Origin of the sequence: Moritella viscosa, from assembly GCF_900120065.1 — a bacterium.
Lineage (GTDB): Bacteria > Pseudomonadota > Gammaproteobacteria > Enterobacterales > Moritellaceae > Moritella > Moritella viscosa.
This window is the reverse complement of the sequence record NZ_FPLG01000118.1, coordinates 1-24730: the sequence shown is the minus strand read 5'-3', so window position 1 is coordinate 24730 and position 24730 is coordinate 1. Positions and strand designations below refer to the sequence as shown.

The window sequence follows — 24730 nt, the reverse complement described above, 5'->3', positions numbered from 1 at the left end:
TCAAAAGGATTTTTAATGAAAAAAGTTTTACAAAGAACTTTTATCAGTGCTTCGGTACTATTGGCCACACATGCTTTCGCATTTGATCCCGCCATTTCTATTCAAGAACTCCCTACATTAAAGCAAGAAGCTCAGCATTCTGAAGCAAGTAAACGTCTTGTTAATCTCTTTACTCGTTCACATTACAAATCTATTGATTTTGACAGTGGCTTTGCTGTTGAAGTTTTTGATCGTTATTTAAAGCAACTTGATGCTTATCGCACCATTTTCTTGCAAAGCGATATCGATAATTTTAATAAATATGCACTTTCATTTAAAAAAGATTTCCGTCAAGGTCGCCTTGCACCCGCTTATGATATTTACACAGTAGGGCTTCAACGTCGTTACGAACGCTTTGCATACGCATTAACGCTACTTGATACTGAAATCAAATTTGATCGTGATGACGCATATTATTTTGACACATCTGAATTAGATTGGGCAAAAACGACTGATGAGTTAAATGAGTTATGGCGCCAAAAAGTAAAATATGAAGCACTCAATTTAAAATTAACGGGTAAAGACTGGCCTGAGATTCAAAAATTACTGCGTAAACGTTACGATACTGCCATTAAGCGTTTGAAACAGACACAAAGTGAAGATGTATTCCAAACATTGATGAATTCGTACGCACGAAGTATTGAACCTCACACGTCTTATTTATCCCCACGTAATGCGGATCGTTTCAAAACTGAAATGAACCTTTCTTTAGAAGGGATCGGTGCAGTATTACAAACCGTTGATGATTACACCGTTATTCGATCTTTAGTTGCTGGTGGCCCTGCAGATGCAACGAAACAACTTAAAGCTGAAGATAAAATCGTGGGTGTTGCACAAGATGATAAAACGATTGTGGATATTGTTGGTTGGCGTCTTGATGATGTCGTAGACAAGATCAAAGGACCGAAAGGCACAAAAGTCCGTCTTGAAATCTTACGCGGTGAAGGCGCGAGTGCCAAACACAAAATCGTAGAAATCATTCGCGATAAAGTACGTTTAGAAGACCGTGCTGCAAAATCGAAAGTTATCGATGTTGAAGGCGAGAAGGTTGGTGTTATCGAAATACCAAGCTTCTATGATGGTTTAACGAAAAATGTTCTGACTGAATTAACAAAGCTTAAAAAAGATAATGTGAGCTCTATTATTGTCGACTTACGTGATAATGGTGGTGGTGCATTAAAAGAAGCAAACTTACTTTCTGGTTTATTCTTTGATTCAGGCCCGACAGTACAGGTTCGTGATGCGAGAGATAAGGTTAATGTACTCGAAGACCGTGATGGGAAAACATACTATGATGGTCCACTCGTTGTATTAGTTAACCGTTACAGTGCATCAGCGTCCGAAATTTTTGCCGCTGCATTACAAGATTATGGCCGTGCACTCATTGTTGGTGAACAAACATTTGGCAAGGGCACTGTACAACAGCACAGAACCTTAGCACGTTTGTATGATCTATATGACAAACCAATTGGTAGTGTGCAATATACCATATCGAAATTTTACCGTATTAACGGTGGAAGCACTCAATTACGTGGTGTACTACCTGACATTACCTTCCCATCGGCAGTGAAACCCGAAGACACTGGTGAGTCAATTGAAGATAATGCGCTGGCTTGGGACCATATCCGTAAAGCAAGCTATCAACAATCGTTAGTATTGCAGTCAAAAGTTAATAAGTTAACTAAAAGTCACAACAAGCGTGTTGCTGTTAATCCTGAGTTTGGTTATATCCAAGAAGATATTGTCAAATATAAACAGGAACTTGATAGTAAAACAATTTCTTTAAAAGAGTCTGTGCGTATTAAAGAACGGGAAGAGAGCGAGTCGATTCGTTTAACTCGTTTGAATGAACGTTTAGCACGAAAGGAATTACCTGCGGTTGAATCATATGATGATAAACCAGAGGACTTCGAGTTTGACGATATATTCTTATTAGAAGCAGCCAACATAGCGATTGATTTAAGTAAATCTAGCTAAACCACCTCTATTTTACTCCAAGTGCAGCGGGATACTGCACTTTTTTCCTTTATTTTTACGTATCTATCCGTCGATAGATTAGGACTATAAATGACAGTTATGCCTAATGCTAAGCATTTAAAAGACTATACAGAACCCCATTATTTCATAGACAGTATCGATCTTGATTTTAATCTTGATGATAGCAGCACTAAAATTGTTGCAATCAGTAAGGTTCGCCGTAGCGGTAGTCATAATGACCCACTAATACTAGACGGTGTTGACCTCACATTATTATCAGTGTCTATCGATGGCCATCACACTGATAACTACTTAGTCAAAGATAATCAGCTTATCATCTCTGATTTACCCTCTGAATGTGTATTAATCATTGAGACAGAAGTAAATCCACAGGAAAATACCAGTTTAGAAGGGTTATATAAATCCGCTGATGCATTCTGTACGCAATGTGAATCTGAAGGTTTCCGAAAAATCACCTATTATCTTGACCGCCCAGATGTACTGGCTGTTTTTAGTACTAAGATCACGGCTGACAAAGCGGCCTTCCCCTATTTATTGTCTAATGGCAACTGTGTTGATCGTGGAGAATTAGATAATGGTCGTCATTGGGTTCAATGGCGTGACCCTTATCCTAAACCGGCATATTTGTTTGCACTGGTTGCGGGTGATTTTGATGTATTACGTGATAACTACATCACGACATCTGGTCGTGATGTGAAGTTAGAGTTGTTTGTAGATAAGGGTAACTTATCGCGAGGTCATCATGCGATAGAATCTCTAAAAAATTCAATGAAATGGGATGAAGACCGTTTTGGCTTAGAATACGATCTTGATATTTATATGATTGTTGCCGTTGATTTCTTCAACATGGGTGCGATGGAAAATAAAGGGCTTAACGTATTCAATTCTAAATACGTATTAGCTGATGCGGCTAGTGCCACTGACGTTGATTACCTGGGTATCGAAGCTGTTATTGGTCATGAGTATTTTCACAATTGGACTGGTAATCGCATTACTTGTCGAGATTGGTTCCAGTTAAGTTTGAAAGAAGGCCTCACGGTATTCCGTGATCAAGAGTTCAGCTCTGATTTGGGGTCGCGTGCTGTTAACCGTATTCAAAACGTTAAAATTTTACGTTCTGCACAATTCCCTGAAGATGCCGGGCCAATGGCGCATCCAATTCGTCCCGCTTCTGTGATTGAAATGAATAATTTCTACACTGCAACTGTCTATAATAAGGGCGCAGAAGTTATCCGCATGATCCACACGCTTCTTGGTGAACAGAATTTCCGTGCAGGTATGGATCTTTATTTTGAACGTCATGACGGTCAAGCTGTGACATGCGATGACTTTGTTGCGTCTATGCAAGATGCATCTGGTGTAGACCTCACTTTATTTAAAAACTGGTATTCACAATCAGGTACCCCGCAAGTAACGGTGACAGATCATTACGATGCTGAAAACAATATTTATACGTTATCAATGCAGCAACATACGCCAAGCACTGCGGATCAAAAAGTAAAACACGTACTTCATATTCCTGTAGATATTGAACTGCTTGACGAGCAGGGTGGCAAGATTGAATTAATATTTGAGGGTAAGGGTGTTCACCATATTTTAAATCTTACTGAAAAGCAGCAAGATTTTGTGTTTGAAAATGTAATGTCAGCACCGGTACCAAGCCTATTTAGAGAGTTTTCAGCGCCAGTTAAGCTTAACTATGCTTATACCAATGAGCAACTTACAATGTTAATGGTACATGCGAGTAATGATTTTGCACGTTGGGATGCATCACAGTTATTAATTAATAAGCATGTGATTGAAAATGTAACCCGTATTCGTGACAAACAGAATCTGCTACTCCCCACTGTGTTTGGGCAGGCTTTCCGTGATCTAGTGAGTAATGAAGAACTCGATCCAGCCTTAAAAGCTGAGATGTTACAGTTCCCATCGACAAACAGCTTAATGGGCTTATTTGACGAAGTAGATGTCGATGCCTTACTGTCAGTGACTGCTTTTATTAAGTTAGCAATCGCTGAAAATGTTGCAACAACTTGCGCCTCTATTTATGCTGACATGCCTAAACGTGCTTACGAAGTAGATCATGCTCACATTGCTTTGCGCTCATTAAAAAATGTGTGCCTTGAATATATCGCATTAGCGGGTGTTACTCATGTTAATGAATTGGTATTAGCTCAATTTAAACAGTCAGATAATATGACGGATACCATGGGGGCGATAAGTGCTGCAAACAAAGCGCAATTACCTTGTTTTAAAACCATGATGTCTGCATTTGAAACCAACTGGTCTCATGATGGCTTAGTGATGGATAAGTGGTTTTCGCAAATCGGGGCTAGCCCAAGTGAAAATTGTCTCTCTGTCGTTAAAGACACACTGAACCATGTCAGTTTCTCTTTAGCTAATCCAAATCGAACGCGTTCATTAGTGGGTAGCTTTTCTGCACATAACACCAGTGCTTTTCATGCGATTGATGGTAGTGGTTATGTTTTCTTAACGGATATTTTATGTCAGTTAAATAGCAGTAACCCGCAAATCGCATCTCGATTAATTACGCCACTTATTGAATTTAAGAAGTTTGATCAAGCCCGCCAAGCGTTAATGAAAGCGCAACTGATCCGTTTAAGCAAGCTTGATGGTTTAGCTACTGATCTGTTTGAAAAGATAGACCGTGCTCTAGCTTAACCAGACTCTCCAGCAAATATTTAACATTAAGTTAAACGTTTGTTTTATAAAAAGTGGGTATTTTGACCGATTTTGGCGTCATATACCCACCTTGAGTAATTATTCAATGTTTTATTCTTAAAAACCTTCATTTATCTTTCTATCTTGTTGCCTCTGTAGCATTTTTATTACAAATATTAATGTTAGAATGCCCGCTTGAATTACATCATAAGTTACTTTTTTAGCTAGACTTAATAAACCAAGATTTGAAGGATTGCTAGTATGTTGAATAAAACGCCTATTCCCGTGTTACTGGAAAACGTAATCAGCCTTGTAAAGACTAAAGTAGATGCGAAAAGCAATACATTAGTCGAGCAGTTTGTCACTGCATTATATGCTGGAATGAGGCAAGAAGATCTTTCTTCGCGTAGTGATAGCGATCTGTATTGTGCTGCAATTAGTTTGTGGAACAGATTGAACAGCAGTAACAATAGCGGCCCTGATATTTGTGTGTACAACCCAGAGATCAGTCTCAATGGTTGGCAATCAACACACTCGATTGTTGAAATCATTGTCCCTGATTCACCTTTTCTGACCGAATCTGTAATGATGGCGTTATCTCGACTTGGCGTAATTTCACATTTGATGTTACATCAGCCAATTGCTTTGAAACGAGATGATAACGGCCGTGTAAACAAAATTTTAACAAATCCTAAAAATGCAAAAAATTTCACTTCAGAAACAGTATTTTTAATTGAAATTGACCGTCAAACAGAAAGTAAAAAATTAGATGCGATTAGTGCGGAATTAAACTCCGTATTAAATGAGGTTGCGTTAGCTGTTGGTGATTGGTCACCAATGCAAGATAAATTAATTTCTGTTATTGAGATGTTATCTTCACGACCTAAGCAAAAAGGTATTGATTATTCAGATACACTTAAATTTTTAAAGTGGTTATGTGATCATAACTTCACTTTACTGGGTTACCGCCACTATGGCATTGAACCAGTGAAAGGTGATTATGTTATTACACCTGATTGTGATTCAAGCTTGGGCATCATGAAAAATTCGGTGAATAATAAAGGTTATTGTTTAGGTAATTTATCGAGAGATGCACGACGTGAAGTATTGTCGAAGAACACACTTATTTTAACAAAGAGTGATGCTAAATCACGTGTACACAGACCTGCTAACATCGATTATATTGGCATAAAATTATTTGACGAAGACAACAACGTCATTGGTGAAGAACGCTTTATTGGTTTATATGCTTCATCTATTTATAACAGCAGTGCAATTGATATCCCGCTTATTAGCGATAAAATTAAACGTGTACTTATTGCGTCTGGTTATAATCCAGCAAATCACTCGTACAAAGCGTTATTGAACATTTTAGAAACGTACCCACGAGATGAAATTATTCAATCTAGTGAAGAAGATATCTTACATTGTGCGCTCGGTGTTTTACACATGCAAGATCGCGATCAAGTTAAGTTATTTGTACGTAAAGACTTATTCGGTCGTTATTATTCTTGCATGGTGTATGTAACAAAGGAACGCTACAACACGTTATTACGTGAAAAAACGCAGCAAGTATTGGCTGACTACTTAGGTAGTGATAAAGAAGTTGAATTCAATACTTATTTCTCTGAAGGTAATATGGCTAGAACACATTATCTTGTCCATGTAGATCAGAATGATAAAGAAGTAAAAGTGAATATTTCCGATATTGAACAAAATATAACTGAAGCCGCCAAGTCTTGGGATGATAAATTTAAAACTGCGATTGTAAGCCACTATGGTGAAGAAAAAGGCCGCTATTTATCTGAGCAATATGGTCATGCTTTCCCACAGTCATACAAAGAATATGTATTACCAAACTCAGCTGTCGCGGATATTATTAAATTAGAAACATTGTCGGCAGAGCATAAGCTCGAGATGATTTTCTACCGTGCGCAAGAGGAAGAACATGACTCTAATCATGTACGTCTAAAATTATTCCATAAAGATCAACCAATTCATTTATCCGATGTATTGCCTATGTTAGAAAATATGGGATTAAAAGTACTTGGCGAAACCCCGTTTAAAGTAAAAACAGCAGACGGCACAGTGTACTGGGTGCTCGATTTCACCATGCTTTACACGGGTGATAACGTACTTGATACGACCAAACGTAGTGCTGACTTTATGTCGACGTTCCATCAAGTATGGGAAAAACGTTTAGAAAATGATGGTTTTAATAAATTAGTACTAAAAACAAATCTTGCTGGCCGCCAAATTTCAGTGTTACGTGCTTACGCAAAATACATGCGCCAAATTGGTAACAACTTTAGCCAAGCATATATTGAGAACACATTAACGTCATTACCTGAATTAGCGAATAGCTTGTATTGCTATTTTCATCAAAAATTTGCAATGGATCAAAGTGAGATTGATAGCCTAGATATCATTGCTAATTTTGAAAGCAAGCTTGAACAAGTTAATAACTTGGATGATGATCGTATTATTCGTCGTTTTATTGATTTAATTACAGCGACGTCACGTACGAACTTTTATCAAATCGATCAAAAGTCAAAAGCGACTGATCAAAGTAAAGCCTATATTTCGTTTAAATTTGAATCGTCATTAATTCCGGATATGCCGTTACCTTTACCTAAATTTGAGGTGTTTGTTTATTCTCCACAAGTCGAAGGTGTTCATTTACGAGGTGGTAAAGTTGCGCGTGGCGGTCTACGTTGGTCTGATCGTCGTGAAGATTTCAGAACTGAAGTACTGGGTCTTGTAAAAGCACAGCAAGTTAAAAACACGGTAATTGTACCTGTGGGCGCAAAAGGTGGTTTTGTTTGTAAAGAAATCCAGCCAAGTCACAGCCGTGATGAAGTCTTTAATATTGGTAAGCAATGTTACCGTACATTTATTCGTGGTTTACTTGATATTACCGATAACATCATTGAAGGGGAACTTGTACATCCACAAAATGTGCGTTTTTATGATGAAGATGATTCATACTTGGTTGTTGCCGCAGATAAAGGTACAGCTACTTTCTCTGATATCGCCAATGAGATCAGCGATGAGTATAACTTCTGGCTAGGTGATGCTTTTGCATCGGGCGGTTCAGTGGGTTATGACCATAAGAAAATGGGTATTACAGCGAAGGGTGCTTGGGAATCCGTTAAGCGTCATTTCCGTGAAATGGGCCTTAACTGCCAGGAAGAAGAGTTCACTTGTATTGCTGTCGGTGACATGGCGGGTGATGTATTTGGTAATGGTATGCTGTTATCTAAAAGCACCAAGTTAATCGCTGCATTTAACCACATGCATATCTTTATCGATCCAAATCCAGATTGTGCAACAAGTTATGCTGAACGTGACCGTTTATTTAATCTACCTCGTTCTAGCTGGAGTGATTATGATCGTTCTATCATGTCTAAAGGCAGTGGTATCTTCTTACGTTCAGCTAAAGCTATCACGCTAACACCTGAAATCAAAAAGATGCTTGGTACAAAGGTGTCACTAATGACACCAACCGATTTGATTAAAGCGATCCTAACATCACAAGCTGATTTGTTGTGGAATGGTGGTATCGGTACTTACGTTAAAGCAACATCAGAAACGAATAATGATGTTGGTGATCGAGCTAATGACCACGTACGTATTAACGGTAATGAACTTAACGTTAAGATTGTTGGCGAGGGTGGTAACTTAGGTTGTACTCAGCTAGGTCGTATTGAATATGCGAAAAATGGCGGTCGTATTAACAGTGACTTCATCGATAATGTGGGCGGTGTAGATTGCTCAGATAATGAAGTAAACATTAAGATCTTACTTAATAGTATTGTGAGTAATGGTGATTTAACACGTAAACAGCGTAATGAATTATTGTATTCAATGACAGACGAAGTATCTGAAATTGTATTGAATAATGCTTACAAGCAAACGTTGTCAGTATCTGTTACTCAAACCCGAGCTCCTGAACAGCTGAAAGAACAAATTCGTTTTATGCAAATGCTTGAGCGTACAGGTAAACTAAACCGTCAACTTGAATTTTTACCAAGTGAAGAAGAACTCGCGGAACGTTTAGCTAAAAATGAAGGCTTAACACGTCCCGAGCTTTCGGTATTACTTGCTTACGCTAAAATGCAATTGAAAGAACAATTAAATTGTCCTGAAGTGTGTGAAGATGAATTATTATCTAAATTGCTGATTACGGCATTTCCTAAGTTGTTGCAAGACAAATACAAAGGTCAAATGCAACACCATCCACTTAAAAATGAAATTATCGCGACACAGCTTGCGAATGAAATCATTAATGACATGGGGCTGAATTTTGTTGGTCGTATGCAAGATGAGACGGGTGCTACTGTTGTTGAAATAGCGAAATGTTTTGTAATCAGTAAACACGTTATTGGCATGGAACACATGTGGGATAACGTGACAGGATTAGACAATGAGCTAGATTCTGAAACACAATTAGACATGTTATTTGAAAGTCGTCGTTATATTCGTCGTGCGACATGTTGGTTAGTGCGTTACCGTGACCGCAACATGAGTATCGCGGATACAATCGCGTTCTATAAACCTATCTACGATGGTATGAAAGAAAATACTGCTGACGTGTTGGTTGATGCTGACAAAGAAAAACAAAATATACGCATCGAAGGTTTGGTTGAAAAATCTGTGCCGAGTGAAATTGCAAACGAAATAGTACATCAGAACACGTTATTCTCGGCGTTTGATATTGCTGATGTTTGTAAACAACACCAAGTACCTATGTCATTAGTGCAGCATATTTTCTTCTCGTTAGGTAACAAACTACAGTTACATGACTTTATGCATCAAATTAACTTGCAACCAGTTGCCAACCATTGGCAAGCGCTTGCAAGAGCTGCATTCCGCGAAGAGCTTGCGCTACAACAACGTAGCTTAACATCTGTAGTGTTATCTACTTGTTCATCAACAGGTAAATGCGATATAATCATGGACCAATGGTTATCTGAACATGATGTACTTGTTGTTCGTTGGTTGCAAATGTTGGCTGATTTTAATATGAGTTCTTCGCATGAGTTTGCTAAATTCTCAGTTGCGTTACGTGAATTGAATTTACTTCACTTAAGCTGCCGTAATGCGAGCTAATGGATAAATTAGTGTTTACGTATACACTCAATTAAAATGATTTAATTATGAAGCACTGTTGATACAGTGCTTTTTTATGAGGAATAGAAAATGTTATATCGTATTGCACGTGAATTTTTGTTTATGCAAGACCCAGAAGTAGTGCATGAAATGACAATTAAAGGGCTAAAATTAACCGGCTCTACTCCTTTAAGTTGCTTATATTCGCAGAAATTACCGAGCAAGCCTGTGACTGTGATGGGACTGAAGTTTGATAACCCTGTTGGTTTAGCGGCTGGTCTAGATAAAAATGGTGAGAGTATCGATGCTTTTGCCGCGATGGGTTTTGGTTTCATCGAAGTTGGTACCGTGACACCACGTCCACAAGCAGGTAATGATAAACCGCGTATATTTCGAATTGTAGAATCTGAAGCGATCATTAACCGCATGGGCTTTAACAATGAAGGTGTTGACGCACTGGTTGAAAATGTAAAAAAAGCCAACTATAAAGGTATCTTAGGTATTAACATTGGTAAAAACAAAGATACGCCAATCGAAAAGGGGAATGAAGATTACCTGATTTGTATGGATAAAGTTTACCAATATGCGTCTTATATCACTATTAATATCTCATCACCAAATACCCCAGGATTACGTACACTTCAGTATGGTGAAGCGCTTGATGGTTTATTAAGCTGTCTTAAAGAGCGTCAGGCCGAATTAACCAAAACGCACGAGAAATATGTACCATTAGCGGTTAAAATTGCACCAGATTTAACTGATGAAGAGTTAGTGCAAGTTGCTGAGTCATTAGTTAAATATAAAATGGACGGTGTAATTGCGACGAATACAACGTTAGACAGAACATTAGTGCATGATATGCCACATGCTTGTGAAGCGGGTGGTTTAAGTGGTCGTCCTGTTCAGCACGCGAGTACTGAAATCGTACGTAAACTAGCAGTATTGCTTGATGGTCAACTACCTATCATAGGTGTAGGCGGTATTGATTCTGTTGTAGCGGCAAAAGAAAAATTTATTGCAGGTGCAGAATTAGTCCAAGTATATAGCGGATTTATCTATAAAGGTCCTAAATTAGTTAAAAACATTGTAAGAAGTTTGTAACTTTTAGCTTGGTTTTAGTCTATATTTCTGATAAGGGTATTTACATATGGATAGGGTGTAGTTAAACTACCCAGATAGTTAATTACATTACTGGTATCAGGATGTTACTAGAACCAAGCAACAAGTGGTATTGGCAATACGACTGCGCAAGTCAATTCATCGTCATTCAATTATCCGATGGGCTTGCTATGTCTTGCCATTTAGATAAACGAAACATGAATAATTTGTGTAAAGGCCGAGTCAATTTTTGCGCAGAGGATTCAAGCTATTATTACTATTTCTTAGAAGCACTCAAAGATTTAGTATTAAGTGTGCCTGAAAAAGTACAAATTGCATTGAACGCGGTGACGAATTTACGTTTTCATAAAGTACGAATGCCGCAAAGCTGGTACTTTGAATATAATTATTCTGATGACAAGTTTAGTACGGGTGACGTTATTACTTTATCGTTAAGCGGTGATAATGTTCAGTTTGTTATTTTAGAAGCAGATGATCGCGTTTCAACGTGTATGCTATTAGCAAGTCGTGTGCAACTTTCAGATTCCAAAACATTAAATCAGTTTGATGTTATCCGAGTAATGAATGATCGTGTTAAATTACAGAATGCAGTAGCAAAAGCACTGACAGATGATTCTTTTTCCTACGTTCAGATCATGGCGTAGCATAATCCATCAATAATCCTCCGTTTATCTAATAATTTCCCCAACATTACTATGCGACAATAATACCGCGTGGTATAGTTCGCACCCATTAATAATCACATTCCTTACTTTCTTTTTACAAGAAAGTATCTCGAAATAATATAGGCTTTCAAATTGACTACAATCAACACTTATTTTGCTTCTTCTCCGAAGGGATTGGAACTTCTACTTAAAGAAGAGCTAATTGAACTTGGCGCACAGGATTGCCGTGAAACCATGGCTGGTGTTTCATTTAAATCTACTCAATTAACAGCGTATAAAATTTGTTTGTGGAGCCGCTTAGCATCTCGAGTGACCTTGCAATTAAAAACATTCAAAATCTTCGATGTATTAGATCTATATCTTGCAGTAACAGGCATGCATTGGGAAAAAATATTCGATCTTGATAAAACCTTTGCAGTTTCTTGTTCTGGTACGAATGACAGTATTCGTGATACGCAGTTTGGTGCGTTGAAAGTTAAAGATGGTATTGTTGACCGCTTCACTAAAAGCATGAGCGATCGTCCAAACGTCGCTAAAAATGATCCTGATGTACGTATTCACCTGCATATTCGTCGTGAAGAAGCGACGCTTTCTCTTGATCTATGTGGTAATGGCTTACATCAACGTGGTTACCGTCAAGGTACAGGTGCTGCACCACTTAAAGAAAACCTGGCTGCCGCTATCATTAAACGTAGTGGCTATACTGACGGTTTACTTGTTGACCCTATGTGTGGTTCAGCGACTTTACTTATTGAAGCTGCATTAATGGCTTTAAAAGTGCCGGCTGGTATTTTACGTACACGTTACTGTTTCCAACAACTGAATGATTACGATCAATCAGGTTGGGAAGAACTAGTTGCACAAGCTAAATACCAAGCGCGCAAAAATATTGCGAACAGCGATCTTAAAGTATACGGTTTTGATAAGAGCTGGCGTGTACTTGACCAAGCAAAAGCTAACGTACGTGCGGCAGGTCTTGAACACATCATCGAATTAGAAACGGGTGATGCCAAAAACCTCGTTAACGATTTCACCAGTGAAGGTACACTAATTTGTAATCCTCCATATGGTGAACGTATGGGTGAGCAACCTGAACTTATCGTGTTACACCAAGTATTAGGTGAACGTCTGAAGAGTGAATTTTCGGGCTGGAATGTCGCATTCTTTTCATCAAATCCAGATTTGCTCTCTCGTTTAGGCATGCGTGCAAATAAGCAATACAAATTGTTTAACGGTTCATTAGAGTGTTTCCTTAAGCTTTATCAAATTTCATCGATTGCACGTCAAGCTAAAGCGCACGTTGAAACACAAATGACCCCAGGTTTTGCTGAAGACTTCCGTAATCGCTTAAAGAAAAACATCAAACAGTTAACGAAGTGGGCGAAAAAAGAACAAGTTAACTGCTACCGTCTCTATGATGCGGATTTACCTGAATACAATGCTGCTATTGATTTATACGGTGATTGGATTGTTGTACAAGAATATAAAGCACCGAAAGACGTGCCAGAGCAAAAAGCGAAACAACGCATCATGGATATTGTTGCTGTTACGCTTGATGTGACTCAAATTGATCCGAATAAGCTTGTATTGAAAGTACGCCAAAAACAAAAAGGCAGTAACCAATACGAGAAAATACAACAGGTTAAGTCGGTGTTCACGGTAAGTGAATATGGTGCTCAATTTGAAGTGAACATGAAAGATTACTTAGATACAGGTCTGTTTATCGATCACCGCCTAACACGTCGTATGATTGGCAAAATGAGTGCGGGTAAACGTTTCTTAAACCTTTTCTCATATACAGGTAGTGCGAGTGTTCACGCTATTTTAGGTGGTGCTGAATCATCAGTTACTGTTGATATGTCTAATACTTACCTTGATTGGGCTAAACGTAACTTTGAGTTGAATAACATCAGCATGCGTAAGCACGAAGTTGTACAAGCAGATTGTCTTTCTTGGTTAGCGCGTTGTGAAGATAAATTTGACCTTATCTTTATTGACCCGCCAACATTCTCAAATTCAAAGCGCATGGAAGATAGCTTCGATGTAGAGCGTGATCATATACAACTGTTTACTTGGTTAGAAAATATTCTATCTGCACGCGGTGAAATTGTTTTCTCTAATAATAAGCGTAACTTTAAGCTCGATTTTGAAGGACTTGAAAAACTAGGTCTTAAGGCAACCAATATTACTGAAAAGAATCGCTCTAAAGATTTCGCGCGTAACAAAAACATCAGTAACTGTTGGCTTGTTGAACGAGTAGCATAATGACTAAATACGTATTCTATACTACAGAAGGTTGTCACTTATGTGAACAAGCTTGGGAACTGGTGACCGCTCAACACTTGGCCGGTGAAATGATGCAAGTAGAGATCATCCATGATGAAGATGACATCGCCCGTTATGGTATTCGTATTCCCGTTATTAAGAACAAGGTGACAGATAAAGAAATTGGTTGGCCATTTGATACTGAAGAATTGGCTGATTTTATCGCACAAGACTGATTTACGTGACTCTATCCGAGTGGATTCTCAATTAAAGGTAATTGTTAACGCTCGGATTTTTTCTATTTTACAACTTTATGTTAGAATCTATCTAACTGCTTGTTTCAACATTATCCATAATGGTTTTATTTTTGAAACAATTGAATTTTATATTGAGGAATTATCGTGGCTGTTATCACGTTACAAAATGCATGTTTAGCCTTTGGCGACTTACCATTATTAAACCATGCCGATGCTGTATTTGAACGAAAAGAACGTGTTTGTCTTGTAGGCCGTAATGGTGCAGGTAAATCGACAATGATGAAAGTTATTGGCGGCGAAATTCAACTTGACGATGGTGTCCTTAGAATTGAACAAGATGCAGTTGTTTCTCGTTTAGAGCAAGATCCACCAAAAGTAAGCGGCGTGACAATCTTTGATTTTGTTGCGGGTGGTCTAGCGGACATCGGTCAAGTACTAAAAGATTACCATCACCAAGCGATCCTTGTTGGTGAAGATTACAGTGAAAAAGCATTAAACAAATTGATGCGTCTACAAGAAGAACTTGATAACCGTAATGGTTGGGAGTTTGAACAAAACATTGAACAAGTACTTACGCGTTTAGATTTAGACGCTGACATGTTACTTGATGATTTATCAGGTGGTTGGCTACGTCGCGCTGCATTAGCGCGTGCATTAGCAAGCAAACCAGATATCCTATTACTTGATGAACCAACGAACCACTTGGATATTGAATCTATTCTTTGGTTAGAAGAGTTCTTAAAAGATTTTGCCGGTACTATTATCTTCGTAAGTCATGATAGAAGTTTTATCCGCTCTATGGCTACACGTATTATTGATATTGACCGCGGTAACTTAATGTCTTTCCCTGGTAACTATGATGAATACCTCGTAGGTAAAGAAGAAGCATTACGTGTAGAAGACGAACAAAATGCATTATTCGATAAGCGTCTAGCTCAAGAAGAAGTATGGATCCGTCAAGGTGTTAAAGCACGTCGAACGCGTAATGAAGGTCGTGTAAAAGCACTTAAAGAAATGCGTAACGAACGTAGCGAACGTCTTTCAGTACAGGGCAAAGCTAAGATCTCTGTTGATGAGACTTCACGTTCAGGTAAACGAATCTTTGAAGGCGAAGACGTATTCTACGCTTACGAAAATAAGAAAATCGTTAGCGACTTTACTTTTAATATTATGCGTGGCGATAAAATTGCATTCGTTGGTCCAAACGGTTGTGGTAAGAGTACATTAATCAAGTTATTGCTTGAAGAATTACAACCACAAGCTGGTATCATCAAATGTGGTACGAAGTTAGAAGTGTCTTACTTCGATCAACATAGAACAGAACTCGATCTTGAAAAAACAGTAATAGACAATTTAGCTGACGGTAAACAAGAAGTCGTGGTTAATGGTAAACCTCGTCATGCACTCGGTTATTTACAAGACTTCTTATTCCACCCACAGCGTGCTCGTACACCAGTTAAAGTATTGTCTGGTGGCGAACGTAACCGTCTATTATTGGCTAAATTATTCCTAAAACCATCTAATCTTTTGATTATGGATGAACCAACCAATGATTTAGATATCGAAACATTGGAACTTTTAGAAGAATTACTTGCCAATTATCAGGGTACATTATTATTAGTAAGCCATGACCGTAACTTTATCGATAACACAGTAACAAGTTGCTGGATGTTTGATGGTGAAGGTAACATCACTAACTTTGTTGGTGGTTACCATGATGCTAAGAACCAACAAGCCAATACTCAATCTATTTCAGCAAAGCCAAAGGCAAAAGCTGCTGTAGTTGAAAAGCCAGTAAAACAAGAAAAACCAGTTAAGGCTGTTAAAACAAAGAAACTGCCTTATAACATTCAAGTTGAACTTGATAAATTGCCTGCAAAAATGGAACAACTTGAAGAACTTGTTGAAACTTTGCAAACTGAAATTAATCAACCTGATTTCTTTAATAAGCCAGCTGACGAAACAAAAGCAATGCTTGAAAATCTTGCGAGTAAAGAGCAAGAACTAGAGATTGCATTTGCACGTTGGGAAGAGCTTGAAGAAATGAAAGGCTAAGGAAATCTAAACATAATGCTTTTAAAAAAGACTAAGTTAGCAGGGATTATTAGTCTCGTATTGTGTACAACTGCGGTGGCTTCAACCACCGCTATTGTTGTAGACAGCAGTGGTGCTCACGACTTTGGTCCATATGTGTCAGCGATGAACACATCAAGTGCTGCGAATGGTACTCTAACCAGCGCAACGTACAGTCAGAAATATGCACAACAATTTTCATACGATATTGGTGCGCCTTGGACATATAACGAATATTGCCTTTATGATTCAGATGTATGTCAAATGTTCTGGGATGGTTCAAAGAAAGATAAAAGTGATGGCCTATACGTTTGGCGCCGAAATATTTTAAATACCTATAACAGCAATGGCGGTACTTATGAATCAGAAACGGAAACATCAGTAAACGGTACTGTTATTTCGCTCCCTAGCGACTTAAGTGAATCTCGCAAGATTACTGCAATAACATCTACGGATCAGGCGGGTTATGCCACTGATTCAGGGCGTAAGATTGTTAGACGTGGTTTTTATAATGATAGTACACTTGCACCTTTAGATTTTGATAGTAATGGTGGTTTTAGTGCTGCGCATGATTTTTCTGACGTAACTGTCCGTAATTCTGACAAAACCAAAAAGGTTAATTGTAGGTCAAGCGAGTGTACGGTGGTCGGGCAATAAGCGCACAGATGAACGTTTTAAATATTGCTTTAATTACCCAATCGACAATGATCGTTATGATTATGATGATCTCTACAATTGTCCTGGTTTTGATCTTCAAGCAAGTTATTGGAATGAAGATGGTAGTGCTATCGCATACCTATCTGATAATTCAGGAACTAAATGGTTAAGTACGGGTAATTATGCAACTTTTATTGCTAATGCTTATGCGATTAACACATCTGGTTTCGCTGTTGGTTTTTCTACGCAAGAGATTAATTCATCGACAAGAGATGGTCGTGCTCGTGCAACCATATTTAAGCCAACTGTTAAATCAGAAGATGTGCTTTCTTATAAGATGTCTGAAATCACAAAGCCTAATACGGATGCGGGTGGTGATGATGTAATTCGCGATACAGTTGCGATTGATATTACAGATACTGTTTATGTTTCAGCTAGTTCACCGTTTGCAACTGCAGATGGTATAGATACTGACACTCAAGCATTCATTGTTGTTGGCAACCGTACATATAAGCAGCCTCAAAACAGAAGTTATGCAACTGAGTTTTATACGTATAATGTAAAAACACAAGAAATACGTTACCCATTCATGGCCAATCCTATTAAAGGTGCGAATTCACAGGTCAGTAAAATCAATAATGACGGTATCGTTGTTGGTTGGCGTGATGCCCGAGGTGAAACGACACCGACTGCAGGTGGTTCTCCACGTTTACAAAGTGCTTTTATTTATGATTACAAAACTAAAAAATCAGCTTATCTAAATGACTTATATTGTCAGGAACAAATTGAAGCCGGTAATGAAGTTACTTATAGATTAAGTCATGCAATTAGTATCAGCGATCCTGATGCGAACGGTAACGTTGTGGTTGTATCGAATGGTGATGATTATAAAACCGAAGCAAACTATAAGAATAGAACGGGTTCTACTCGGGCTGTTTTTTCAATGACGATTAGTGCCAATGACTTAGATAATTTGCCTACGACATCACAGTGCCCTATCAAAGCGGAAGAAAAATATTCACGCCGTGGCGGTAGTATGAATTGGTTCATATTATTACCTACTATGTTGCTTTTATTCCGTCGTTTTAAACGTTAAACGCTAAATATTACGCTTTGTTTCATAAAGCCGCAGTAATTTCATTACTGCGGCTTTTTTTATTTGATTTGTCGAATATCTTAACCTATTACTTAATAGAGGCTTGGAAAGTCTCAAGTTTAAGTTAAACATTTTTTGAGGAATCTAGAATGAAGAGACAGAAACGAGATCGTTTGGAAAGAGCATATTCGAAAGGTTATCAAGCAGGAGCTGCGGGTAGGTCGAATGAAGTTTGTCCATTTCAAAGCGCAGATTCGCGAGGTCAGTGGTTAGGTGGTTGGCGTGAAGCACAAGAGATCCGAAGTACAGGGCTCTTCATGAAATAATAAGATCATAGTAAATACAAAGAAACCCCGTTAGCTTTTGCCAGCGGGGTTTTTCTGTTTAATCAGTCTGCTCTATTTTTAAATCACCAATTGAATTTTCTATCCAGTTCCATTAAAGGAGCTGTAATCTTGCGTATTTGAAAGACACATCATTATGCAACAGCACAAGATACAGTCGAAAAAAGCAGTGGTGTTAGGCTAAATTCACTCTGGAAATAACAATTAAATATTGAAACATAATCGTCGATAAAATTTACAATTTATAAATTTTTAGTTAGGAAAAAACATATAGTAGATCTAATCCATTGTTTAACTTAACAAAAAAAAGTAGGCACACGACTTGCTTTATGGTAATGGTCAACCGCAATTATACCCATAACCTTTACGTAGAGTGGATATAGAAAGCGGAATTTACCTAGGAGCGTGAAATGAAAAATATACTCTGTAAATCATTACTAGCGAGTACTATGCTTGTAACCACATCTGCCTATGCAGTGCCTATTGATCTTGATTTTTCAAACCCATATAACGTAACGTTTGATACGAATATCTATTGGGATACTTCTCATGCGGCAACCACAGACGCGGTTGTTCACTACACAAATGTTGGTATGAGTGGTGGTAACACTATTGATGCTAGGGTTACAGCTACCGTGTTTGGTGATTATGTGTCTGATTGGCAGGCACCAAATTATTCGAATACAAGTGCTTCCGAACCTAATGGTGATCATGGTTTTCTTTATCGTAGGGATAGCTCATTACCGGGAAATCAAGAAGCAAATGGTGGACTAATTTTCCTTTTTGAATTATTTGATGGTACGGGTGCTCTATCTAATACTTTTACAAATTCAATAACAGCCGATAAATTAAGTATTATTGCCTATGATGTTGATGGTGAGTTAGACAATATCGGTAACCAACAAAGTGAAGACTTACGAGTATTTAAAAGTGATGGCCTGATGTCCTATATCACGGGTACTAGTGCAGCAAGTTTAACCGCTACTGATATGGGGACTAGTATTTTGTTTAATGGCCCAGGTACTAACTTTTCTGAAACGGATACGTCAGGGGCTGTGTTATTAAACTATGCTAATACAGACAGCTTTACGTTACAGTTCGAATCTACCACATATGCGAATATTTCATCTTTAGATAACCCTGTTTTCAGTGCTATTGATGGGGATTTATTTATCCAATTTACAGGTCCTCCAGTAACAGTTCCTGCACCTATTTCAGCTACATTATTGGGTCTTGGTTTAGTGGGTCTTGGTTTATCAAGAAAAAGAAAAATAGCTTAATGTTATATTTTCAAAATCCCCTGTATCAAGAGGAAGTTATTTTATCTTACGAGAAACATAGCGTTCCAATATCTACAGTACTTCAAAGGAATATTTGTCATATATGATTATGTGTAGAGTCAAAGCTATGATTAATAAAGTAATGGGAGGGTTAGCCTCTCATTACTCCCTCCTAAAATATAATCGTTAACCTTATCAAGTCGTATAATCATGCTAACAAGGATATTATTCTCATCCATGTAAAGTGTCTAGATAATCGACATCAAAATTAGGTCGATACGACGAACCAAAGGAACTACAACCGTCAAGAATACCCTATGAGTATTGAGCTAGTGACTGATAATCTGATCTTGACTTAGCGATGTTCTAATACTTGAACTCTGTTTTAAATGTATCATTATTCCCCCTGCAATCAACAATACGATCCCGATAATAATAAAACCCAAGGCTGTGAGTTGTAAGTAACTTAACAGCGCAATAACGACGTAACTCAAACTTTGTGCTAATGTAGAAAACAGTTTTAATCCACCTTCAACTCGTCCTCTTTCTTCCATCGCAATGACATGATGCATCTTATTGGTTCTCGCAATACGATTATATGAATTGAAAAAACCAAGGACAATCGTAAGTAATATAATCAAAGTAGGGGAAAGGTAAGATCCCATCAAAAGAAGTAAGATCGCCATAACTAAAATTGAAACTATCATTGAATTTTCGTGATCATAACGTGCTAAAAGGCGAGCAATCAACAACCCACTAAGTAACGCACCTAGGCCATAACTCATTTTCCATGTCGCAAACCAACTACCACTAATCCCTTGTTCAGCGAAATAGATAGGGACAAGTTTTACCAGAAAGGTCAATACTGGATAAGACAAGCAAGATAATGCCAAAAATGTATAGAAGTGTTTTTGTTTAGAAAATATGCTTTTGCTTGCTATAAGCTGTTTAAAGAACGCCTCTTTTAAGGCTGGATGAAATTGGCGCTTGTAAGGGGTCGCGATATAACATAAGCCAGACAGGAGTGAAGCAAATGTGGCCAAAAATGAAAACTCAAGCATTGACCAGTATTCAAGTAAAATAATTCCTAAGGCGCCTGCACCAAGTGTTGTGACTTGCATAACGACTTCTTGATAACTGGATATTTTCGCGTATTCATTCTGGCGATAGTTTTCTTGTGTGAAAGCATTATTACAACTCCAAGCTAAATCATTACTTAACCAAAAAATAAACTGAGAAAAGGCCAAAATCCAGTGAGACTGAATACCGTTGTAATAAGTAATGAAGACTATCAATGCAGTAGTAGATTGTATTAACTGCATGAAGATCAAAACTTTCTTTCTAGAATGGCGATCTATTAAAGTGGCAAAAAATGGTGTAAACACAAATGATAAAGAGGTACAAACTAATGCCGCAATAGCCACAAAAATACCCATACCTTCTTCCGAAAGCATGATCCATGGCAACGCCATCATAAACATTCCAGATGAAATACCATCAAAAAATCGCGCAAATAGATAGGGAATAGTTCTATTTTTCATTTTATGCTCCATGCTTTTTATTTATATTGGTGCTAGTCTAATACCTCAACCTATGTTGAGGTAAAGTTATATTTTCATAAACTTAAATATAAAATTAGATAGGGAAATCAGATGGAAATGAGTGTTGGACAAGTCGCCACAAGGGCTGGAGTTAAGGTATCAACCTTACATTTTTATGAGACGAAAGGACTTATTCAAAGTCGGCGTAATGCAGGAAATCAGCGTCGCTATGACCGCAGTGTGTTAAGGCGAATCTCTGTGATTAAAATGGCTCAAAAGTTGGGGGTGTCTTTACAAGAAGTGATACTAATGCTTTCTCATTTATCCAAAGAAAATGCCCCCACAGAAGAAGAGTGGAGAGCTATGGCAAATGTATGGAAGTTACAGTTGGACGAACGTATTAATCGTTTGCAAGCTTTGAGGGATGACCTTGATGAATGCATTGGTTGTGGATGCCTATCTATCAATAAGTGTAAATTAAGAAACCCGCAAGACATATTGGCTCAAACAGGTAAAGGCGCAGTATTATGGGAAAGTAGCAATTAAACCCAATGCAATAAGCTCTCTTAAACTTGGCTATAGATAGCAAACTGCGTTCATGTGACTCACTTAGAATGAAAGTTGGATATGTTTATTAAAGTATCGTTCACCCACGAATACAACTTAATCAAAGTAAAACAGGTAATGACGTTCAATTTGAAATAACACCTAGAAGTCAACAAAGCATCAGTAGGTGGATATTTCAGCAAGACTGGGAACTGAGAGCTACCTATTCCCGAGTCTTCGCTGAATAGGTAAACCGATTAGTTATTCTACTACTCAAAAATTATCAAGCCGTGGGGCTAAGCTTAGAGATGGATGATAACTTATATGGTACGTATTCGATGAGACGAACTAAAGCTACGTTGATATATGTCCGCACTAAAAATATACGTGCAGTGTAACTGCCTTTAGGCCTTTACCGCTCAGGCTTATGCTGAAACTAATAACAACTTAGTCATACTTCTTGACCGATGCTTGGAAATGTTAGAAAGAGAAAAGCAAAGACTTACGGAGATATGTGGCTCCGTTCCCAGCCATATTAAATTCGTTCAAGATGACTATTTCGGCTGTTGTTTCATAGTGCTTCATTCGATTCAATTATCTCGAATGGCTAATACATGTGTTTGATGAGAAAGAACAAATCATAATGGAAATGGAAGGTGTAAAGTACCCGCAGGGGGGATTTCTAGCAGTTTAGTGGCTAATAACCGAATAGGAAAAGCTTATCTTACGGTTTTAAAAAAGTCAGGAGAGGTCGCGACTGTCCATTCAAACGAGTCCCTGATAAATAGACTTCAGAATATGCCCTACCAATATGATTTAGCAAGTATAGGAAATATGGCATACATCCAAAGCGTTGGTATCTCAAGGTGTTGTGATCACCAAGCGACTTTGTCGTTAGCTATATTTGGATAACTGATTTTTACGTAATAAACCTTATTCCTATTGTAAGCGAATAGCCTAACTTCTTTCTCGTATGCCCAATCTTCGTTTTAGTCAGCATATACTGATTGAATAAATAGTGCTCTTTTTCTTTGTTTTTTTCGTAGTGTGAGAGTAGCTTACTGTTTCAATACCAACGGCCTTAGGTCGTTCACCTTCTACGCATTTAATATTACCTGCCTAATTTTTCTAAACTCCTAGATTCAGTTTATGTTCCTTCAATATATTGGATTTTCTAGAACGATTTTTACCAGCAATATGGAGTAGATGCAGAAATTTTGGACAATCTAATTGGTTTGGCACTTTGCAAGCTGCTGCGTGCCGGAGCCCATTACGCATTTCGGTCAGTTCTCTAATTTTTTTGTCCAACTCATCAGCCTTTGCTGAGAGAAGGGTTCTATTTATCTCAGGGCCTTCAGGAGTAAACATTTTACCAATCTCATCAAGTGAGAAACCAGCACTACGTCCCAACGAAATCAAGGCTAGTTTTTCTATTACGCTTGCATCAAAAAGCCTCCGTAAACCATTTCTGCCGTTAGATCGGATGAGCCCTTTTTCTTCATAAAATCGTAGAGTTGAGGCTGGTAACCCAGAAGTCTTTGAAACGTCACCTATGTCCATTATTTTCCCCTGTGCTATTACTGCTTGACTTCAAGTCGACTTGAAGTTGTATGTTATCTTCTACCATCACCTAGTACAAGATTTTAGTCGTGAAGCTTGTGGTAGGTAATTTATACTTTGAGAACTGAAGGGGATTGATATGAAAGTACGTTTTTGGCATCAGAAATGGGATAAAGGTGAAATCGCTTTTCACGAAAGTGAGGTAAACTCGCTGCTAATAGAACATTTTGGAAAACTAAACCTAGCGAAGAACAATCGAGTATTCGTCCCTTTGTGTGGCAAGACACGGGATTTTGAATGGTTGCTTTCCTGTGGCTATCGAGTTGTCGGCGCAGAATTAAGCGAACTCGCTATTAATGTGTTGTTTAAGGATCTTGGCGTAGAACCAAGCATCACCAGAATAGGTGCATTAATCCTCTACAGCGCAGAAGATATCGATATATTTGTCGGCGATATTTTTGACGTATCCGCAGAACTTCTTGGGCCTGTTGAGGCAGTATATGACCGAGCAGCGTTGGTTGCATTACCAGGAAATATGTGCGTTCAATATAGCTCACACCTGATTAATATCACCGCGGCTGCACCGCAGTTGCTGATCACTTATGAATACGATCAACAGCTAATGGATGGCCCTCCATTCTCAATAAACGAAGTAGAAGTAAAACACCATTATGCGGCTACTTATCAAGTGAAGTCTGTTGGAAGCAGGGATATCACCAGCAGATTAAAAGGAAAAATGTCATCAACTGAAACTGCTTGGTTTCTGCAAAAAAATAATCAAAAAGGGTGAGCTTTATATGTTAAGTAATATGGTGATGAATAAGGGTCTAGCGGTTCAAATTATTGAGAAAGTAGTAATGGAGCAACACTTAAAGTTTAGGCCTGAGTTAGATTTATCGGAATAAAGTGGCCAAGTTATCTTTTAAAAATAATGTAATACATTGATTTATAAGTTAGTTTAAGATGTAATTATAATTGTCTTAAAATAGACTCTATGAATACATCTGTATAATACACTGTGATGCATTCCTGTCAGGAAAATAATGAATTGAAAAGTATAAAAATTACGCCAAAACATATTGTTGTAGGCAAAAACAAATATCGACTTAGTCGAATTGAAAATGTATGGATAAAAGAGCTTGGTGTAAGCTGCCAACTTTTACGTTTGTTGGTATTAATGCTTCAGTTTTCATCTGTGGGTTGGCTGGCACAATATTGGGTTGGTAGAACGGGGTTCGGTTTTTACTTACCCGTCCTGTTGTCAGTTGTAGGATTATTTTATGCGTTGCTTACGTTTAGGAAATACGAATTGAAAGCGCTATTGAGTGCCGTTGATGAAACAGGAAAGCAACCAATAACAATTGCAACAGCGATAAAGAATCATGATTACAAGGCGCTACAAAATATTGAATACAGTTGCCAGCAAGTTGACCCTATAACAAGGCCTTAAAGTCGTTATTCCTAACTACCTAATTGTAATTAATAGTTAATTTGTT

Annotated in this window: 17 protein-coding genes; 15 read left to right on the top strand and 2 right to left on the bottom strand. The window is 38.0% G+C overall.

Annotated features, from left to right (window positions below; translation table 11 throughout):
- Positions 1–15: 15 nt before the first annotated feature.
- From prc to BT797_RS19750, 12 genes are all read left to right on the top strand, one after another.
- Positions 16–2016 carry a carboxy terminal-processing peptidase gene (gene prc, locus BT797_RS19800; RefSeq protein WP_045110360.1) on the top strand — a complete coding sequence of 667 codons (2001 nt, stop codon included), beginning with the start codon at positions 16–18 and terminating at the stop codon, positions 2014–2016.
- Positions 2017–2106: 90 nt separating this feature from the next.
- Positions 2107–4719: an aminopeptidase N gene (pepN, locus tag BT797_RS19795; protein ID WP_045110361.1), complete on the top strand. Its 2613-nt coding sequence runs from the start codon at positions 2107–2109 to the stop codon at positions 4717–4719.
- Positions 4720–4980: 261 nt separating this feature from the next.
- A complete protein-coding gene (locus BT797_RS19790) occupies positions 4981–9831 on the top strand; it encodes an NAD-glutamate dehydrogenase (protein ID WP_075473252.1) in 4851 nt (1616 codons plus the stop codon).
- A 90-nt stretch (positions 9832–9921) separates the two neighbouring features.
- Complete coding sequence (pyrD, locus tag BT797_RS19785; RefSeq protein ID WP_045110363.1) at positions 9922–10932, top strand: quinone-dependent dihydroorotate dehydrogenase; 1011 nt, start codon at positions 9922–9924, stop codon at positions 10930–10932.
- Between the two features lie 101 nt (positions 10933–11033).
- Entirely contained in the window at positions 11034–11594 is a 561-nt protein-coding gene (locus tag BT797_RS19780) for a cell division protein ZapC domain-containing protein (protein WP_075473251.1), read from the top strand.
- Positions 11595–11747: 153 nt separating this feature from the next.
- The gene (gene rlmKL / locus BT797_RS19775) at positions 11748–13880 is read left to right on the top strand and encodes a bifunctional 23S rRNA (guanine(2069)-N(7))-methyltransferase RlmK/23S rRNA (guanine(2445)-N(2))-methyltransferase RlmL (protein WP_075473250.1); all 2133 of its coding nucleotides are present in this window, start codon (positions 11748–11750) and stop codon (positions 13878–13880) included.
- Entirely contained in the window at positions 13880–14116 is a 237-nt protein-coding gene (locus BT797_RS19770; RefSeq protein ID WP_045110366.1) for a glutaredoxin family protein, read from the top strand. Before rlmKL ends, BT797_RS19770 begins: the two co-directional genes overlap by 1 nt.
- Positions 14117–14281: 165 nt before the next feature.
- Positions 14282–16192: an ATP-binding cassette ATPase Uup gene (uup, locus tag BT797_RS19765; RefSeq protein ID WP_045110367.1), complete on the top strand. Its 1911-nt coding sequence runs from the start codon at positions 14282–14284 to the stop codon at positions 16190–16192.
- Between the two features lie 15 nt (positions 16193–16207).
- Positions 16208–16867, top strand: coding sequence for a hypothetical protein (locus tag BT797_RS24405; RefSeq protein WP_244893730.1), 660 nt, complete (start codon positions 16208–16210; stop codon positions 16865–16867).
- The gene (locus BT797_RS24400) at positions 16797–17963 is read left to right on the top strand and encodes a DUF3466 family protein (RefSeq protein ID WP_339391033.1); all 1167 of its coding nucleotides are present in this window, start codon (positions 16797–16799) and stop codon (positions 17961–17963) included. Before BT797_RS24405 ends, BT797_RS24400 begins: the two co-directional genes overlap by 71 nt.
- 149 nt (positions 17964–18112) lie before the next feature.
- A complete protein-coding gene (gene rmf, locus BT797_RS19755) occupies positions 18113–18289 on the top strand; it encodes a ribosome modulation factor (RefSeq protein WP_045110369.1) in 177 nt (58 codons plus the stop codon).
- A gap of 428 nt (positions 18290–18717) precedes the next feature.
- A complete protein-coding gene (locus BT797_RS19750; protein WP_045110370.1) occupies positions 18718–19587 on the top strand; it encodes a hypothetical protein in 870 nt (289 codons plus the stop codon).
- 329 nt (positions 19588–19916) lie between these two features.
- Here the strand turns inward: BT797_RS19750 and BT797_RS19745 are convergent, their stop codons facing one another.
- The gene (locus BT797_RS19745; RefSeq protein ID WP_045110371.1) at positions 19917–21128 is read right to left on the bottom strand and encodes an MFS transporter; all 1212 of its coding nucleotides are present in this window, start codon (positions 21126–21128) and stop codon (positions 19917–19919) included.
- Positions 21129–21239: 111 nt separating this feature from the next.
- Here BT797_RS19745 and soxR point away from each other — a divergent pair, with 111 nt between their 5' ends.
- Entirely contained in the window at positions 21240–21674 is a 435-nt protein-coding gene (gene soxR, locus BT797_RS19740) for a redox-sensitive transcriptional activator SoxR (RefSeq protein ID WP_075473249.1), read from the top strand.
- A 1128-nt stretch (positions 21675–22802) separates the two neighbouring features.
- Here the strand turns inward: soxR and BT797_RS19735 are convergent.
- Positions 22803–23234, bottom strand: coding sequence for a helix-turn-helix domain-containing protein (locus tag BT797_RS19735; protein WP_045110373.1), 432 nt, complete (start codon positions 23232–23234; stop codon positions 22803–22805).
- 139 nt (positions 23235–23373) lie between these two features.
- Here BT797_RS19735 and tmpT point away from each other — a divergent pair, with 139 nt between their 5' ends.
- Positions 23374–24024: a thiopurine S-methyltransferase gene (tmpT, locus tag BT797_RS19730; RefSeq protein WP_045110374.1), complete on the top strand. Its 651-nt coding sequence runs from the start codon at positions 23374–23376 to the stop codon at positions 24022–24024.
- 258 nt (positions 24025–24282) lie between these two features.
- Entirely contained in the window at positions 24283–24684 is a 402-nt protein-coding gene (locus BT797_RS19725) for a DUF6232 family protein (RefSeq protein WP_045110375.1), read from the top strand.
- Positions 24685–24730: the final 46 nt, after the last annotated feature.

Excerpts from the sequence above, each read along its gene's own strand:
- tmpT (WP_045110374.1), top strand. The coding sequence starts at position 23,374 with ATGAAAGTACGTTTTTGGCATCAGAAATGGGATAAAGGTGAAATCGCT.
- BT797_RS19780 (WP_075473251.1), top strand. The coding sequence starts at position 11,034 with ATGTTACTAGAACCAAGCAACAAGTGGTATTGGCAATACGACTGCGCA.
- pyrD (WP_045110363.1), top strand. The coding sequence starts at position 9,922 with ATGTTATATCGTATTGCACGTGAATTTTTGTTTATGCAAGACCCAGAA.
- BT797_RS19790 (WP_075473252.1), top strand. The coding sequence starts at position 4,981 with ATGTTGAATAAAACGCCTATTCCCGTGTTACTGGAAAACGTAATCAGC.
- prc (WP_045110360.1), top strand. The coding sequence starts at position 16 with ATGAAAAAAGTTTTACAAAGAACTTTTATCAGTGCTTCGGTACTATTG.
- BT797_RS19735 (WP_045110373.1), bottom strand. The coding sequence starts at position 23,234 with ATGGACATAGGTGACGTTTCAAAGACTTCTGGGTTACCAGCCTCAACT.
- BT797_RS19770 (WP_045110366.1), top strand. The coding sequence starts at position 13,880 with ATGACTAAATACGTATTCTATACTACAGAAGGTTGTCACTTATGTGAA.
- pepN (WP_045110361.1), top strand. The coding sequence starts at position 2,107 with ATGACAGTTATGCCTAATGCTAAGCATTTAAAAGACTATACAGAACCC.
- BT797_RS19750 (WP_045110370.1), top strand. The coding sequence starts at position 18,718 with ATGAAAAATATACTCTGTAAATCATTACTAGCGAGTACTATGCTTGTA.
- BT797_RS19745 (WP_045110371.1), bottom strand. The coding sequence starts at position 21,128 with ATGAAAAATAGAACTATTCCCTATCTATTTGCGCGATTTTTTGATGGT.
- BT797_RS24405 (WP_244893730.1), top strand. The coding sequence starts at position 16,208 with ATGCTTTTAAAAAAGACTAAGTTAGCAGGGATTATTAGTCTCGTATTG.
- soxR (WP_075473249.1), top strand. The coding sequence starts at position 21,240 with ATGGAAATGAGTGTTGGACAAGTCGCCACAAGGGCTGGAGTTAAGGTA.
- rmf (WP_045110369.1), top strand. The coding sequence starts at position 18,113 with ATGAAGAGACAGAAACGAGATCGTTTGGAAAGAGCATATTCGAAAGGT.